The 15683-nt window shown below is 62.4% G+C and carries 14 protein-coding genes and 1 pseudogene; 5 read left to right on the top strand and 10 right to left on the bottom strand.

Translation table 11 applies throughout. From position 1 onward, the window contains the following. Positions 1 to 24 precede the first annotated feature (24 nt). The 6 genes from fmdA to urtA all read right to left on the bottom strand — a co-directional run bounded on the left by fmdA (position 25) and on the right by urtA (position 6642). Positions 25 to 1254 carry a formamidase gene (fmdA, locus tag JOZ76_RS08345; protein WP_291698147.1) on the bottom strand — a complete coding sequence of 410 codons (1230 nt, stop codon included), beginning with the start codon at positions 1252 to 1254 and terminating at the stop codon, positions 25 to 27. 33 nt (positions 1255 to 1287) lie between these two features. Then, on the bottom strand, positions 1288 to 1977 hold the full coding sequence (urtE, locus tag JOZ76_RS08340; protein WP_291698146.1) for an urea ABC transporter ATP-binding subunit UrtE: 690 nt from the start codon (positions 1975 to 1977) through the stop codon (positions 1288 to 1290). Between the two features lie 260 nt (positions 1978 to 2237). Next, positions 2238 to 2993 carry an urea ABC transporter ATP-binding protein UrtD gene (urtD, locus tag JOZ76_RS08335; protein WP_291698145.1) on the bottom strand — a complete coding sequence of 252 codons (756 nt, stop codon included), beginning with the start codon at positions 2991 to 2993 and terminating at the stop codon, positions 2238 to 2240. 10 nt (positions 2994 to 3003) lie between these two features. Then, complete coding sequence (gene urtC, locus JOZ76_RS08330; protein ID WP_291698144.1) at positions 3004 to 4140, bottom strand: urea ABC transporter permease subunit UrtC; 1137 nt, start codon at positions 4138 to 4140, stop codon at positions 3004 to 3006. Between the two features lie 40 nt (positions 4141 to 4180). Further along, a complete protein-coding gene (gene urtB, locus JOZ76_RS08325) occupies positions 4181 to 5107 on the bottom strand; it encodes an urea ABC transporter permease subunit UrtB (RefSeq protein WP_291698143.1) in 927 nt (308 codons plus the stop codon). Between the two features lie 272 nt (positions 5108 to 5379). Further along, a complete protein-coding gene (gene urtA / locus JOZ76_RS08320) occupies positions 5380 to 6642 on the bottom strand; it encodes an urea ABC transporter substrate-binding protein (protein ID WP_291698142.1) in 1263 nt (420 codons plus the stop codon). A 182-nt stretch (positions 6643 to 6824) separates the two neighbouring features. Here urtA and JOZ76_RS08315 point away from each other — a divergent pair, with 182 nt between their 5' ends. The 5 genes and pseudogenes from JOZ76_RS08315 to JOZ76_RS08295 all read left to right on the top strand — a co-directional run bounded on the left by JOZ76_RS08315 (position 6825) and on the right by JOZ76_RS08295 (position 13740). After that, a complete protein-coding gene (locus JOZ76_RS08315; RefSeq protein ID WP_291698141.1) occupies positions 6825 to 10196 on the top strand; it encodes a hybrid sensor histidine kinase/response regulator in 3372 nt (1123 codons plus the stop codon). After that, positions 10186 to 11112 (top strand): response regulator, encoded by a 927-nt coding sequence (locus tag JOZ76_RS08310; RefSeq protein WP_291698150.1) that lies wholly within the window; start codon positions 10186 to 10188, stop codon positions 11110 to 11112. Before JOZ76_RS08315 ends, JOZ76_RS08310 begins: the two co-directional genes overlap by 11 nt. A gap of 721 nt (positions 11113 to 11833) precedes the next feature. Further along, complete coding sequence (locus tag JOZ76_RS08305; protein ID WP_291698140.1) at positions 11834 to 12838, top strand: hypothetical protein; 1005 nt, start codon at positions 11834 to 11836, stop codon at positions 12836 to 12838. 121 nt (positions 12839 to 12959) lie between these two features. After that, positions 12960 to 13235 (top strand): annotated as a pseudogene (locus JOZ76_RS08300) (substrate-binding domain-containing protein); the annotation flags it as partial. Between the two features lie 130 nt (positions 13236 to 13365). Continuing rightward, the gene (locus tag JOZ76_RS08295) at positions 13366 to 13740 is read left to right on the top strand and encodes a winged helix-turn-helix domain-containing protein (protein ID WP_291698139.1); all 375 of its coding nucleotides are present in this window, start codon (positions 13366 to 13368) and stop codon (positions 13738 to 13740) included. Between the two features lie 2 nt (positions 13741 to 13742). On the opposite strand, the gene JOZ76_RS08290 is transcribed toward JOZ76_RS08295, so the two are convergent. The 4 genes from JOZ76_RS08290 to JOZ76_RS08275 all read right to left on the bottom strand — a co-directional run. Beyond that, positions 13743 to 14066 (bottom strand): substrate-binding domain-containing protein, encoded by a 324-nt coding sequence (locus tag JOZ76_RS08290; RefSeq protein ID WP_291698149.1) that lies wholly within the window; start codon positions 14064 to 14066, stop codon positions 13743 to 13745. Positions 14067 to 14183: 117 nt separating this feature from the next. Beyond that, positions 14184 to 14942 carry an SDR family NAD(P)-dependent oxidoreductase gene (locus JOZ76_RS08285; protein WP_291698138.1) on the bottom strand — a complete coding sequence of 253 codons (759 nt, stop codon included), beginning with the start codon at positions 14940 to 14942 and terminating at the stop codon, positions 14184 to 14186. A 21-nt stretch (positions 14943 to 14963) separates the two neighbouring features. Beyond that, on the bottom strand, positions 14964 to 15191 hold the full coding sequence (locus JOZ76_RS08280; RefSeq protein ID WP_291698137.1) for a hypothetical protein: 228 nt from the start codon (positions 15189 to 15191) through the stop codon (positions 14964 to 14966). 347 nt (positions 15192 to 15538) lie between these two features. Beyond that, positions 15539 to 15683, bottom strand: a 145-nt coding sequence (locus JOZ76_RS08275; protein WP_291698148.1) for a cold-shock protein, incomplete at its 5' end; no start/stop codon positions are given.

The raw sequence follows: 15683 nt of genomic DNA, 5'->3' as shown, positions 1-15683 counted from the left end.
GGGCACCGCCGTTGTGGCTTCAGTTCATTTATCCGGCGAAATCGGCATCTGGATGTCGCCCTTGATGTGCTTCACTGGTCCCGCCGCCGATGGCATCACGTCGAAGTCGAAGATCTCGGTCGGCAGCCACAGCGTGGCGCAGGCGTTGGGCACGTCGACGACGCCGGAGATATGGCCCTGGCACGGCGCGGTGCCGAGAATTGAGTAAGCTTGCGCACCGGAGTAGCCGAACTTCTTCAGATATTCGATCGCGTTGAGACAGGCCATGCGATAGGCGATGTGGACGTCGAGATAATGCTGCTTGCCGGCCTCGTCGACCGAGATGCCTTCGAAGATGAGGTAGTCGTTATAGGCCGGCGTGATCGGCGACGGCCTGAAGATCGGGTTCTTGATGCCGTACTTGGCGACGCCATCCTTGATCACATCGACCTTCAAATGCAGCCAGCCGGCCATCTCGATCGCGCCGCAGAACGAAATCTCGCCGTCGCCCTGGCTGAAGTGCAGATCGCCCATCGAGAGCCCGCCGCCCGGTACATACACCGGGAAGTAGATCTTTGAACCGCGCGACAGATCCTTGATGTCGCAATTGCCGCCATGCTCGCGCGGCGGAACGGTGCGCGCGCCTTCGGCGCCGACGTTGGCCCTGGCATCACCGGTGGCGCGACCGGCATGCGCCGTCGCAGCGAACGGTGGATTGGCAAGCCCAGGGACGCGGGTCGGATTGGTCGCGATCAACTCGGCTTCGCGCGCGTTCCACGCAGCGAGCATTTTCGGATCCGGCAGACAGCCGATCAGGCCTGGATGTATCAGGCCGGCCCAGTTCACGCCGGGGACGTGGCGGGAGGAAGTGTAGAGACCCTTGATGTCCCAGATCGACTTCTGCGCCAACGGAAAATGATCGGTCAAGAAGCCGCCGCCGTTCTGCTTGGAGAAGAAGCCGTTGAACCCCCACAGGCTTTCCTTCATGGGACCGACATCAAGCAGATCGACCACGAGCAAGTCGCCCGGCTCGGCGCCCTTGACCCCGATCGGACCGGACAGGAAATGCACGATCGACAGGTCGATGTCGCGCACGTCGTCGGCCGAGTCGTTGTTCTTGATGAAACCGCCGGTCCAGTCATAGGTCTCGATGATGAAATCGTCCCCCGGCTTGACCCAGGCCACGATCGGAATGTCCGGGTGCCAGCGGTTGTGTATCATGTCGTTTTCGTACGGGGATTTTGTTAGATCGACCTTGATCAGTGTCTCTGGCATCAAAAGCTCCCTTGCTGCTGGCCAAACCGGGTTTCAAACGGAGAGATATTTCGAGATCTGCGCGGCATCGACGGCCTCGCGCGCATCGTCGCGGACGATCTGGCCGTTCTCGATGACGAGCACGCGGTCGGCGATGTCGAGCGCAAAGCTCAGGACCTGTTCGGCGACGACGATCGACAGGCCGCGCTCATCGCGGATGCGTTTCAGCGTGCGCGCCATGTCCTTGATGATCGAGGGCTGGATGCCCTCGGTCGGCTCGTCGAGCAAAAGCACTTTTGGCTTGGTCGCGAGTGCCCGCGCAATCGCCAGCTGCTGCTGCTGGCCGCCGGAGAGATTGCCGCCGCGACGGCCCTTCATTTCCAGGAGCACCGGAAACAGCTCGTAGATGCTGCCGGGCACATCAGTCTCGCCCGACACCACGAGACCGGTCTCGATATTTTCCTTGACGGTCATCGTGGAGAAGATCATGCGGCCCTGCGGCACATAGGCGAGGCCTTTTGCCACGCGCTCATAGCTCTTGAGCAGTGACAGCTCGGCGCCATCCATCGCGATCGAACCGCTCCTGGCCGGCAAAATGCCCATCAGCGATTTCATCAGCGTAGTCTTGCCCATGCCGTTGCGGCCCATGATCGCGACGATCTCGTTTTCCGCCACGTCGACGTTGAGGCCGTGCAGCACTTCGCTCTGGCCGTAGGCGACATGCAGGTTGGAAATGGCGAGCATGGGGATGGTCCTTACACGATTACGGGATTGAGTGACGCTGTAGCGACACCGGCGGCACACCTCCTCTCGCCACGCATTCGCTGCGACCTCTCCCTGCGTGCCGGGAGAGGTCGCAGCGCATCCTCGGATGCGATGCGGGTGAGGGGGATTCTTCGCGAAATCAGTCCCGCGCAACCCACCCCAATCCGCTCTCCGCAAGCGGGGAGAGGGGGCGCACCGCCGTCGTTGCGCAAGATCGGTTCCATCACGACCACCATCGCTCAGTGCCCGAGATAGACTTCGATGACCTTGGGATCGTTCTTCACCCGCTCCATGGTGCCTTCCGACAGGATCTGGCCCTGGTGCAGCACCGTGACCTTGTGGGCGATGTCCTCGACGAATTTCATGTCGTGCTCAATCACCAGCACCGAACGGTCCTTGATGATGCGGTTGAGCAGTTCGGCGGTCTTGGCGCGCTCCGAGACGCTCATGCCGGCGACCGGCTCGTCGAGCATCAGCAGGTCAGGGTTCTGAATCAGCAGCATGCCGATCTCCAGCCACTGCTTCTGACCATGGCTGAGCTCGGCGGCCGAGGTCTGCAGTCGATCTTTCAGGAAGATCATCTCGGCGACCTCCTCGACCCGCCCGGTCACGGTCGTATCGCGTTGGAAGGTCAGCGAACCGAAGACAGTGCGGCCACGCGGAAAGGAGATCTCGAGGTTTTCAAACACCGTAAGGTCTTCGAAGACCGAGGGTGTCTGAAACTTGCGGCCGACGCCGGCCTTGACGATCTCGTTCTCCTTCAGTTTGGTCAGCTCCTTGCCACGAAACTGGATCGAGCCCGAGGTGGCCCTGGTCTTGCCGCAGATCAGGTCGAGCACGGTGGTCTTGCCGGCACCGTTCGGACCGATGATGACGCGGATCTCGTTCTCCTCGACATAGAAGGAGAGATCGTTGACCGCCTTGAAGCCGTCGAAGGAAACGGTGAGGCCGGAGACCGCGAGCAGAAAGTCCTTGGGCTGATGACCGATGAGCATGACCCTCTCCTCACTCCGCGGGAGCGCCGTCGGCGATCAGTCCGTTGCCGGATTTTTCGCCGCGCGAGGCAAACAGGCGGTCGATGCGCGGCTGGATGTTGTCGGCCCAGATTCCGGCGAGCCCGCTCGGGAACGCCAGCACGACCGCAATGAACAGTGCTCCCAAGCCGAACAGCCAGAGCTGCGGAAAGGTCTCCGACAGGCTGGTTTTTGCAAAATTCACCAGCAGCGTTCCGTAAACCGCGCCAAAAATCGACAGGCGGCCGCCGACCGCGGTGTAGATCACCATCTCGATCGACGGCACGATGCCGACGAAGGACGGCGACATGAACCCGACATTGAGGGTGAACATGGCGCCGCCGATCGCGGCGAACACCGCAGCGGCGCAGAAGGCGAAAATCTTGAAATTTGCGACGCTGTAGCCGGAGAAGCGGACACGATCCTCCTGCTCGCGCATTGCCACCAGGATACGCCCGAGCTTTGTCAAGCGGATGAACTGCGCGACGACGACCGCGCCGAACAGAAACGCGACCTCGACAAAGTAGAGAACATATTTTGCATGATCGGTACGGATGTCCCAGTCAAGCAGCGTGCGCAGGTCGGTGATGCCGTTGATGCCTCCGGTGTAGCCCTGCTGGCCGACGATCAGGATGGTGAGGATCGCGGCGATCGCCTGCGTAATGATCGCAAAATAGACGCCGCCGACCCGCCGCTTGAACATCGCGGCGCCAATGATAAAGGAGAAGAACGCCGGCGCCAGCACGATGGCAAGAAATGTGAAAGGCAGGCTGTGGAACGGTTTCCAGAAGAAGGGCAGCTGCGTGAGCTGATTCCAGTCCATGAAATCGGGAATGCCCGGGGTCGACTGGATCTTTGTGTTCGCGGCGCTGGAGGCCTCGAGTTTCAAGAACATCGCCATGGCATAGCCGCCGAGGCCGAAGAACACGCCCTGCCCGAGACTCAAAATGCCGCCATAACCCCAGCACAGCACCAGCCCGATCGCGACGAAGGCGTAGGTGAGATATTTGGCGACCAGATTGAGGCGGAAGATGTCGAGCGTCAGCGGCAGGATGACGACGAGCAGCAGCACGAGCGAGATGAGACCGACGAGTTCGGAGCGGTTGAAAAAGCGCGAGTTGGTGATCATGACCGGGCTTTCTTGTTCTTGGAGACCTTGCTTTCCGAGTTCATTTGCGAACCTTGAGCGCAAACAGTCCCTGCGGCCGCATCATCAGGATGACGACGATCGCAAGCAGCGTGATGACCTTGGCCATCGAGCCCGACAGGAAGAACTCCAGCGTCGACTGGGTCTGCGAGATGGTGAAGGCGGAGGCGATGGTGCCGAACAGCGAGGCGGCGCCGCCGAATACAACGACCAGAAAGGTGTCGACGATGTAGAGCTGGCCGGCGGTCGGCCCGGTCGAGCCGATCATGGTGAAGGCACTGCCCGCGATGCCGGCGATGCCGCAGCCGAGGCCAAAGGTGTAACGGTCGATCTTCTCGGTGTTGATGCCGACCGCGCCGGCCATCACGCGGTTCTGCACCACGGCGCGCACCTGCTTGCCCCAGCGCGACAGGAACAGGATATAGAACACCGCGATGGTAATCAGGATCGTGAGTCCCATCACGAACATGCCATTGATCGGGATCTGGATTGCGTCGGTGGCCTGCCAGGAGCCCATCATCCAGTCAGGCAGCTCGACGCCGACCTCGCGCGCGCCGAACACCGAGCGATAGGCCTGCTGCAGGATCAGGCTCAGTCCCCAGGTCGCCAGCAGCGTGTCAAGCGGGCGCCTATAAAGGTGGCGTATCAGCGCCCATTCGACCAGCATGCCGAGCGAGCCCGAGGCGATGAAGGCGAGCGTCATCGCGACGAAGAAGTAGCCGGGAAACAGCGGGGGCACGAAGTGCTGGAAGGCGTTCGATGTCATCCAGGTGACGTAGGCACCGAGGATCATGAACTCGCCATGGGCCATGTTGATGACGCCCATCTGGCCGAAGATGATCGCAAGCCCCAGCGCCATCAGCAGGTAGACCGAGAACAGGATCAGCCCCGCAAAGCCTTGCATCGCGAAGATTGCGCCGAGATCGCCGAGAGAATAGTCGCCGAACATGATCCGTCCTTTTTGGGGAGCGTGCTGCTCTGGTCTTGACGCGCGCAGCGCTCCGTTTGAATCGAGCGTGACGCTCTTGATTGAGTCGATCTCACCGCTGGCTCGCTGTGCTCCCCCCCTCGCAGGGAGGGCCTGGGGTGGGGTCCCCGGATTCAGCGCGCTGTTTGGTACCCCCCTCCCCAGCCCTCTCCGCAAGAGAGGACGCACCGCCGCTGCAGACACAGCGGTGCGCGCATGTCAGCAACTCACAGTATCGCGCACTCGCGCATGCCTCACTGGTAGCCCTTCGGGAACGGATCGGGCTCGACCAGATCGGCCGTCTCGTAGATCAGTTCGTACTGGCCGTCCGCCTTGGCACGGCCGACACGCGTTTTCGACCAGAGGTGATGGTTCTCGTGGATGCGGACGTAACCCTCCGGCGCGCCCTTGAACTCGACACCGGGCGAGGCGGCCGCGATCTTGTCGATATCGAAGCTTTGCGCCTTTTCCGCCGTCAGCTTCCAAAGCCAGGGACCGAGATAAGCGGCCTGCGTCACGTCCCCGATCACGGTCTTCTCACCCCACATTTTCTTGAATGCGGGCACGAAGGTCTTGTTGTTCGGATTGTCGAGCGACTGGAAGTATTTCATGCAGGCATAGGCGCCCGCGATGTTCTCGCCGCCGATGCCATCAATCTCGTCTTCGGTGACGGAGATCGTCAGGAGCGTCTGCTTGGAGAGATCGATGCCGGCCGCCTTGAGTTGCTTGTAGAATGCGACGTTCGAACCGCCGACGATGATCGCGTAAATCACGTCGGGCTTGGTCAGCTTGATCTTGTTGATAACCGAGTTGAACTGCGTCGATCCGAGCGGGAAATATTCCTCGCCGGCGACCTTGCAGCCCTGCAGATGATTCTCGATGTGCTTGCGCGCGATCTTGTTCGAGGTGCGCGGCCAGATGTAGTCGGAGCCGAGCAGATAGAAGGTCTTCGCTCCCTTGGTCTTGTTCACCCAGTCGAGGCCAGCGATGATTTGCTGGGTCGCTTCCTGGCCGGTATAGATGACATTCTTGGACTGCTCGAGACCTTCATAGAAGGTCGGATAATAGAGCATACCGTTGTACTGCTCGAACACCGGCAGCACCGCCTTGCGCGACGCCGAAGTCCAGCAGCCCATTACGGCCGCGCATTTGTCGTTGACCAGGAGCTTCTTTGCCTTTTCGGCGAAGGTCGGCCAGTCCGACGCGCCGTCCTCCTGGACGAACTTGATCTTGCGACCGAGCACGCCGCCCTCCGCGTTGATCTGCTCGATCGCGAGCTTCTCCGCTTCAACCGAACCCGTTTCTGAGATCGCCATGGTGCCGGTGACCGAATGCAGGATGCCGACCGTCACCTCAGTGTCGGTGACCGCGAGTCCCGTGGTGTTGACCGCGGAGGTTGCGGGCACATCGGCAAAGGCACCCCGCGGCAGCAACGAGATCGCCGGCAGCGCGACCATCCCTTGCAAGAGTTTGCGCCGGAACGGCGATTTCAGGCCCGGTTTGATTTCGTCTGACATGAGCACCCCATCCAAAGGTTCGAGATACGCGTTGGTCAGGCGAGGATGGCTCATGATTGTGCAGCGCACAGATACGCAAGATCGCGTATATTGCACCGCAAAATGACGACGTAGTCTCTGGCACAGGACTTGCGAGACCGGCTGTTGGCCGGGTTGGCGCAAGCACAGGAGTTCATGGGGACGTGTCAGGGCGGCAGCGGATAGACCGCGTCAGGCGCCAATATAATCAATGGGTTGCCAACCAGACGCTGGAAGACTACGCGCTGCGCTTCACCGCCAAGAGCGCGCGGCGCTGGTCCGCCGCCCGCGTCGCCAATACCGCACTGGGGGCGATCTCCTTCCTTGCGCTCGAGGCGATCGGCGGCACCGTCACGCTGAACTACGGCGTGACCAACGCGGCCTCGGCGATCCTGGTCGTCAGCGCCATCATCTTCGCCTGCGGCCTGCCGATTGCCTACCATGCCGCAAAATGCGGCATCGATATCGATCTTCTGACCCGCGGCGCCGGCTTCGGTTACATCGGTTCGACCATCACCTCGCTGATCTACGCTTCGTTCACCTTCATCTTCTTCGCCATCGAGGCGGTGATTCTAGCCTCCGCGCTGGAGATGTGTTTCGGCATTCCGCGCCCGATCGGCTATCTCATCGCCGCTGTCGTCATCATTCCGCTCGTGACGCACGGCATCACGCTGATCAGCCGTTTTCAGCTGTGGACCCAGCCGCTGTGGATCGTGCTGCACGTCGTCCCGTTCGCCGCGATTGCTTTTGCCGAGCCGCAGTCGTTCGCGGAGTGGACAAAATTCCCCGGCGAGCACGGCGATCCGCGCGGCCATCTCGATCTCGTGCTGTTCGGCACGGCGGCATCGGTCGTGTTCTCGCTGGTGGCGCAGATCGGCGAACAGGTCGACTTCCTGCGCTTTCTGCCGAGGGACCGCCGCACCTCGCGGCGCTCATGGTGGATCGCACTGCTCTCCGCAGGTCCCGGCTGGATCGTGCTCGGCGCGTTGAAGCTGATCGCGGGCTCCTTCCTCGCCTATTACGCGCTGAGCCACGGCGTCTTGCCGGAGCACGCCGCCGAGCCCGCGCAGATGTATCTCGAAGCGTTTCGCAACGTGCTGGCGCAGCCGAACGTCGCGCTGGCGTTGACCGGCAGCTTCGTGATCCTGTCGCAGCTCAAGATCAACGTCACCAACGCCTATGCCGGCTCGATCGCCTGGTCGAACTTCTTCTCCCGCCTGACGCACTCGCATCCCGGGCGCGTGGTGTGGCTCGTCTTCAACGTCGTGGTCGCGCTACTGCTGATGGAGATCGGCGTCTACAAGGCGCTGGAGCAGACGCTTGCGCTCTATTCCAACGTCGCGATCGCCTGGGTCGGCGCGCTGGTCGCCGACCTCGTCATCAATTTGCGACTGGGCCTGCGCCCGCCGCAGATGGAGTTCAAGCGTGCGCATCTCTATGACGTGAACCCGGTCGGCGTCGGGGCCATGACGATCGCGACCGTGGTCTCGATCAGCGCATTCTACGGCCTGTTCGGGCCGACCGCGAAGGCGCTGTCGTCCTTCGTCGCGCTGGCCGTGGCATTCGCGACGGCACCGATCATCGCGTATGCGACCGACGGCAGATATTACATCGCGCGCAAGCCGAAGAAGAGCTGGCAGAATATCGAATCAATCAAGTGCTGCATCTGCGAGCATCATTTCGAGCCGGAGGACTTAACCTCCTGCCCCGCCTATGCCGGCCCGATCTGCTCCTTGTGCTGCTCGCTCGATGCGCGCTGCCATGATCTCTGCAAGCCGCACGCGCGGGTCCAGGCCCAGGTGTCCGCGGCGCTCGGCAAGCTCCTGCCGCAGCCGCTCTTCGCAAAGATCAACTCCGAGCTCGGCCATTATGTCGGCGTGTTCCTGATCTCGGCGGGCCTGGTCGCGCTGACGCTCGGGGTTATCTATCTGCAGACCGCGGCGACCGCGCAGGCCGAGAGGCTTCTGATCTCGGGTGTGCTGTGGAAAGTGTTTTTCGCGCTCTCGATCATCATCGGCGTGGTCGCCTGGCTGTTTGTGCTGGCGCAGCAGAGCCGCAGAGCCGCAGAGGACGAGACACGCCGGCAGACGCTGCTGCTGATGCAGGAGATCGAGGCCCACAAGCGCACCGACACCAAACTGCAGCGCGCCAAGGAGGCCGCCGAGGCCGCCAACCTCGCCAAGAGCCGCTACGTCGTGGGCTTGAGCCACGAGCTGCGCTCGCCGCTGAACGCGATCTCGGGCTATGCGCAACTGATGGAGCAGGATACGGACCTTCTGGCCAAGCGGCGCGATCAGATCCGCGTGGTCCGCCGCAGCGCCGATCATCTTTCCGGCCTGATTGACGGCATTCTGGACATTTCCAAGATCGAGGCCGGACGGCTGTATCTGTCGCGCGACGAGGTGCGCCTGAGCGAATTCCTCGAGCAGCTCGTCGGCATGTTCCGCGTGCAAGCCGCGGCGAAGGGCATCGACTTTATCTTCAAGCGCCCGGCCGCGCTGCCGCTGGTGGTCTATGCCGACGAGAAGCGGCTGCGTCAGGTCCTGATCAACCTGCTCTCCAACGCGATCAAGTTCACCCAAGCCGGCAGTGTGCATTTCGTGATCCACTACCGCGGCCCGGTCGCCGAGTTCGAGATCACCGACACCGGACCCGGCATCCAGGCTGACGATCTCGAGCGCATCTTCGCACCTTTCGAGCGTGGCGCGCTTGGCGCGGCGCAGCCGCAGACCGGTACGGGCCTGGGCCTGACGATCTGCCGGCTGCTCGCGGGCGTGATGGGCGGCGACATCAAGGTGACGAGCACGGTCGGAAGCGGAAGCACCTTTCGCGTGAAGATTCTGCTGTCGGAGGTCGCCAACCCGACACGCACCGCGCCGGTCGAAGCCCCGCTGCAAGGCTATCATGGACCGCGCAGGACGATTCTGATTACGGACGATGATCCGGTGCAGCGCGATCTGTTGCGCGAGGTGCTGACGCCGCTCGGCTTCATCCTGCTGGCCGCGCCCGATGGCCTGGCCTGCCTCGCGCTTGCCCAGCACTGCCGGCCCGATCTGTTCCTTCTGGATATCACGATGCCCGGCATGGACGGTTGGACGGTCGCCAAGACATTGCGCGACAACGGACACCGCCAGGCCCGCATCCTGATGATCTCGGCAAGCGCGCTGGAGGCGCATGGCACGCCTCTGGCTCAGCCGTTTCACGATGGCTATCTGATGAAGCCGATCGACATCCCACGATTCCTGGAATCGGTCCGCCAGCTTCTGAAGATCGAATGGCGATATGACGCCGAGGAGGCGCAGCAGCCTCGCTGGCGGCCGGACACCGGCTCGCGGCCGCCCAAGAAGCATGTCGAAGAGCTGATCGGGCTCGGGCAGATCGGCTACATCAAGGCCATCCAGGTCAAGCTCGACGAGATTGGCGATGAATATCCCGAACACGCCGATTTCGTGTCGCAAATGCGTGCCCTGATAGATCGCTTCGATCTCGATCAGTACATGGCAACCCTGAAGACGCTGCATGCTTATGATCACTGACACCAGGAAACGCGACGTCGCGCTCGTCGTCGACGACTCGCCGGAAACGCTGCGCCTGCTCACCGACGCGCTCGACAGTGCCGGCATGACAGTCATGGTCGCGCTCGATGGTGCGAGCGCGATGCGGATCGTGGACCAGATCACGCCCGACATCATCCTGCTCGACGCGGTCATGCCCGGCATGGACGGCTTTGAGACCTGCCGCCGGCTGAAACGCGACGGTGACTTGAGCAACGTGCCGGTCATCTTCATGACCGGGCTCGCCGATACCGAGCATATCGTCCGCGGGCTCGAGGCCGGTGGCGTCGATTACGTGACAAAGCCGATCGTGATCGAGGAGATGCTGGCGCGCATCCGCGTGCATCTGGCCAATGCTCGGCTGACGCAGAGCGCGCGCGCCGCGCTGGACGTGTCCGGGCGCTACCTGCTCGCGGTCAACCGGCAAGGCAAGATCATGTGGGCAACGCCGCAGGCGCAGAAACTGCTCGCGGAAAGTCTGGGCAGCAGCGTCGATGAGCTAGTGCTGCCTGAGGCGCTGCGGTCGTGGCTGGAGGTCGTACAGAACGGCAAAAGCGGATCGAAGGCCCCCGCCATCGCGTCGTTTCCAGACGATCCGCGGCTCAAGCTGCATTATCTGGGAAATGCCGGCGCAAACGAATTTTTGCTGCGGCTGGCCAAGGAAGCCGGCAGCGACCTCTCAGCGGAGCTCTCCAGTGAGTTCGGCCTGACCACGCGCGAGGGCGAGGTGCTGTCTTGGCTCTCCAAGGGCAAGACCAACCGCGATATCGCGCAGATCTTGGGCCTCAGCCCCCGCACAGTCGACAAGCATCTCGAGCAGATCTACTCAAAGCTCGGCGTCGAGAACCGAACCGCCGCGGCCGCGATTGCTGTCACCGCGAAGCATCGCAAATCGTGACGCCGTTATTCCTCGCTTTCAAAGCCCGGAGGCGCAGCACCCGCGGAGCTCCGTGAGGCGCTTGCAATCGCGACCATCGTCTCCGACGGGGAGATGCCGCTGCTGCGCGCATTCGCGTTTCGATCAGGCTTGCGGTGCACGCGTTGCAAATGTGCGCACTCGTCCGAGACAAGGCCGAGCTTGACATCGAGCCCGGCCGCAAGGTCCTCATCGGGAAGGGCCGGAATGACGCGGTCGCAATATGAGCATCGATGCTGCGTGTCCGATGCGTCTTGGTTGGCAAGGTCGTGTATAACATCACGGGTCATGGTTGACCTCTCCCTCTTGCAAAATGTCCGTTCCAACTGCCGCTATATTCTCATGGAGATATTGGGTCCGGCAAGCCATACCGCGAGCCCATTTCATGACCTTGAACGATGACGTCCCAACAGCTTGACGGTGGCGGACAGCGACCAACGTAGTGTCCCGACAGCCGTTGGAACGCTCCACCGAGGTCTGCGACAAGATGCGCAACGAAGCGCGCGTCGGGGTGGTGCGGAGCGCGGCCGCATGAAGCCACCCTCACCGTCCTTTTGCTTCGTTATACTTCGTGATATATTTCGATTTGCGACAGGGCGGACGAAAGGAAAATCGGATCGGCAACGTTTAAGATACGCAAAGCCTGCAGCCGGTGATGATTGTTCCGGGATGTCCTGCCTTCCATCAGTCAGGAGGATCAATCATGAAACAACCATACGGCGCCGCTCCACGGGCGCTCATACCGGGAGACTTGCTCAAGAATGGCCGTGCGCATGCGTTGCTTGCGAGCGGATTGGCATTGATGTTCGCCTGCGCGGGCATCGCCCGTGCCGAAAGTCTGGTCCGCGTGCCGGACAAGAGCTTTCCGGAGAGCGTGACATCCACGCATGATGGCACGCTCTATGTCGGCAGCTTCAACCTCGGCGGCGTGGTGAAGGTCGCACCCGACGGCAAGGCCGAGCAGTTCATCAAGGCCGGCGCCGGCGGAAGCCGCTCGACGCTCGGGGTGCTCGCGGACGAGACGAGCGGCACGCTCTATGTTTGCTCCAATGATCTGAGCGGCCTCGGTGTTGCGAGCCCCGGCGACGGCAAGGGCGCGTGGCTCAAAACCTTTGATCTTGCAAGCGGCGCGCCCAAGGGCAGCTTTGCCCTGCCCGATCCGAAATCGTTCTGCAATGACATCGTCTTCGGCAGCGACGGCACCGCTTATGTCACCGACTCCTTCGCGCCGAATGTGTACAGCCTTAAGCCCGGCGGCACCGCGCTCGAGACCTGGGCGACTGACGCCAGCCTGGCGCCGGCCAAGGATGGCGTCGGCCTCGACGGCATTGCGATCGGTTCGGATGGCAATCTCTACGTCACGACCTACATCCCTGCAAAGCTGTTCAAGATCGCGATGAGGGATGGCAAGGCCGGCGCGGTCACCGAGCTCAAACCGTCGCGTCCACTGGACCATGCAGATGCGATGCGCGCGTTCGGCGACGGCTTTCTCCTGATCGAGGGGAACGGCAAACTCGATAAGGTCGTGGTCAAGGGCGACGCGGCCGGGATCGAAACGATCAAGGACGGCTTTGCCGAGCCGGTTTCGGTAACACGGGTCGGCGACATCGCCTGGGTCGCCGAAGGCAAGCTGTCCTACATCATCGGCGACAACAAGGGCAAGGACCCGGGCCCCTTCGTGCTCAAGCCCGTTGCTTTGCCGAAGTAGCCGGAAATCCGAAGCGTTTACACCGGCACGAACCGCTCCCTCCGCCGCCTGCGATGCGCGCGCAAGCCGCGCATCGCAGGCGATCTCAGTCATACATTCAGGTTCATTCACACCACCTTCGGCTCGGTACGTCGCGAGCGGCATGGCGGACGTCAGCTTCGGCGTCGAGGCCGCCGCCCGGCAATTCGAACTGGATTTCGTCCGGCTGCCGACCGAGGATTATTTCTTCGTCTGCCGGCAGATTTTTCTGGAAACCGAACCGATGCGGCGCGTGCTCGATATCATGAGGGGCGGCGGATTTCACCGGGCCATAGCGGCCCTGCCCGGCGCGCACTGCCTGAGAAGGCGACTGCCCACTCTCGGGATTTCGCTGAAGCTGGTGGTCGGCCGCACCTGACCGACCGCTCCCGGTCGATCATTGCTCCCTTGCGCCCATCCTGTCGGCGCACTGGATATCGGGCCTCGTCATCTTGTTCGCAACAGCCTTCGGTGGCAATCTGGCGCGAGAGTACGAAAGCAAGCCTTCCATGTCGCGACCGCCCGCCAGACCGCTTCCCCAGCTCAGCGTTCGCATCGATCTCGATGGCGACGAGCGAATCGGACCGGGTAAGATCGAGCTCCTGGAAAGTATTCGCGAGCACGGCTCGATCTCGGCTGCCGGCCGGGCGATGGACATGTCCTACAAGCGGGCGTGGGATCTCGTGGACGAGATCAACCGGATCTGCCGCCATCCGGCCGTCGCGCCTCAGACCGGCGGGAAGAACGGCGGCGGTGCAATGTTGACGCCGTTCGGCGCCGGCCTCGTCGCCCGTTATCGGAGGATCGAGCGCAATGCTGCGCGGGCGGTCCGCAAGGAGCTCCTGGCTCTCAAGACCGACATCGGGCGTCCGCGCAAATCCTGACGTCATGGTGAGGCCGGCAACGCGACCGCAATGAAGCCGAACGCCTGCAGTTGTTTCTGCCCCGCCGGTGACAAGAGATACATCGCAAAGTCGGCAGCCCCAGCCTGCGCCTTTCGTGAAACCGTCAGCCCGTATTCGGGTCCCACTGCAAGCTCCGGCGGCAAGGCGATCGATTTGTATTTGGCGGATTCCCGGTTGAAATGAGCATGACAGAAGCGGCTGCGTTCATCCTCGCAGCCACCTAAGGCGCCGCGAAGCGAGGACGTCCGATATCCGTTCCCTGTGCGCGATCGCCGTTCGCAACGTGTGCGACATCCCGCAGAAATGCGTGATCAGCACCGCCTTCCGACCGACACGTCGCGTGATGTCGCGGGTCACGCGATCGGCAATCTTGATGCCATTCACCCTGCAAAGCGCGCGTCCATCGCGTTCACCCCGTCCGCCTACAGTCCGGAGACCAGGTGGCCGCCATCGACCGCGACGACGCTGCCGGTCATGAACGAGCCCGCGCCGGAAACGAGCAGCAACAGCGGACCGTCGAGCTCGCCGAGCTCACCGAGGCGCCGCAGCGGTATCCGCTTGATCAGGGCCTTGCCGGACTCGCTCGCGAAGAAATCGTCGTTCAGCTCGGTCGCGAAGTAACCAGGCGCCAAGGCGTTGACGCGGATGCCGTAGCGCGCCCATTCCAGGGCCAGCGCCTTGGTCATCTGAATGACGCCGGCCTTCGAGATGGCATAAGGCGCGACCGCGCCAGCCACCCGCAGACCCAGAATAGAGGCGATATTGACGATTGCGCCCTTCACCTTGTTGTCGATCATCCGCCTCGCGGCCGCCTGCGCGACGAGCCATACGCCCTTAAGATTGGTGTCGACGACGCTGTCCCAGGCCCGTTCGTCCTGATCAAGCGCGGGCTTGGTCGCGGCAACCCCGGCATTGTTGACGACCGAGTGGATCGGACCGAAACCTGCTTCAGCTTGCTTCATCGCATCATCGATCCGATCGGCCCGCGTGACGTCGAGTACAACGCTCTGGACCTGGCCGCCGGCTGCGGTGATCTCGGCGACCACGGACGCAAGCGTCTCGGCGCGGCGGGCCGCAATCGTAACCTTCGCGCCATGACTAGCCAGCAAACGGGCGAAATGCCGGCCGAAGCCACTCGAGCCTCCTGTCACCAGAACATGCTGATCGTTGATTTCGAACACGGCTACCTCCAGCGTCCGGTCTCAGCGAGCGTCAAGACGCCCGCCATTGCGCTCGGCATCATCCCAGGCCGCCAACGGCTGCAGGTCGAGCATCCAGGCCAGACCCGTCTTGCGGTCCGAGGAAATGGCTTCCAGAGTGACCACCATATCGAGGAGCGCAGGTCGGTTGGCAAGGGCACGTTCGATCGGCGGGGTGAGTTGTTCTTCGGTCTCGGCCCGTTCCGCGTGCATGCCGAACGAACGCGCCATGGCGGCGTAATCGGCAAACTGCAGTTTTGCCCCGCGGTTTGACCCACGTACACACGCAACAAGTCTGGCTCTCGGAAAACGGAAGCACGCCGAGTTCCAACCGTCACCCGCCGCGTCATTGGACGGTCAAGTTGCCGTCATCTCCGCTTCGTCGATCGTTGCTCTCTTCACCGCGCAGTTTGGAGCAGAGATGCATTTGATGAAGACAGTTTCGTCGGACCGCCGGTCGATCCTCAAGCACTCGACGCGAACCCCAGGACGAGGCTCCTGCTCCTCCCATGTCAGCCACCGGACGGGCCGCTAGCGACTGATCGTTGGAACGAGGGCCGAGACGACCGCCAAGCGCCTCAGCCTAGCCGCAAATTCTCCGCTGAAACCCTGCGAGCGCGATCTGGCACCAGCTCGTAGCTGATCCGCACGCCTTCTGCGAGACCGGTGTATCCGGCCTTCTCGACAGAGGAAATATGGACAAACACGTCCGGGCCCCCGGCG

Origin of the sequence: Bradyrhizobium sp. (assembly GCF_019244115.1) — a bacterium.
Classification (GTDB): Bacteria; Pseudomonadota; Alphaproteobacteria; order Rhizobiales; family Xanthobacteraceae; genus Bradyrhizobium.
Note: the sequence above shows the minus strand (reverse complement) of the source record. Positions and strands in the feature narration are given on the sequence as shown.

What these genes read in the sequence shown, in the direction of transcription:
- JOZ76_RS08310 (WP_291698150.1), top strand. Translation starts at nt 10,186, where the DNA reads ATGATCACTGACACCAGGAAACGCGACGTCGCGCTCGTCGTCGACGAC.
- urtA (WP_291698142.1), bottom strand. Translation starts at nt 6,642, where the DNA reads ATGTCAGACGAAATCAAACCGGGCCTGAAATCGCCGTTCCGGCGCAAA.
- urtC (WP_291698144.1), bottom strand. Translation starts at nt 4,140, where the DNA reads ATGATCACCAACTCGCGCTTTTTCAACCGCTCCGAACTCGTCGGTCTC.
- urtE (WP_291698146.1), bottom strand. Translation starts at nt 1,977, where the DNA reads ATGCTCGCCATTTCCAACCTGCATGTCGCCTACGGCCAGAGCGAAGTG.
- fmdA (WP_291698147.1), bottom strand. Translation starts at nt 1,254, where the DNA reads ATGCCAGAGACACTGATCAAGGTCGATCTAACAAAATCCCCGTACGAA.
- urtB (WP_291698143.1), bottom strand. Translation starts at nt 5,107, where the DNA reads ATGTTCGGCGACTATTCTCTCGGCGATCTCGGCGCAATCTTCGCGATG.
- urtD (WP_291698145.1), bottom strand. Translation starts at nt 2,993, where the DNA reads ATGCTCATCGGTCATCAGCCCAAGGACTTTCTGCTCGCGGTCTCCGGC.
- JOZ76_RS08305 (WP_291698140.1), top strand. Translation starts at nt 11,834, where the DNA reads ATGAAACAACCATACGGCGCCGCTCCACGGGCGCTCATACCGGGAGAC.
- JOZ76_RS08280 (WP_291698137.1), bottom strand. Translation starts at nt 15,191, where the DNA reads ATGGCGCGTTCGTTCGGCATGCACGCGGAACGGGCCGAGACCGAAGAA.
- JOZ76_RS08295 (WP_291698139.1), top strand. Translation starts at nt 13,366, where the DNA reads ATGTCGCGACCGCCCGCCAGACCGCTTCCCCAGCTCAGCGTTCGCATC.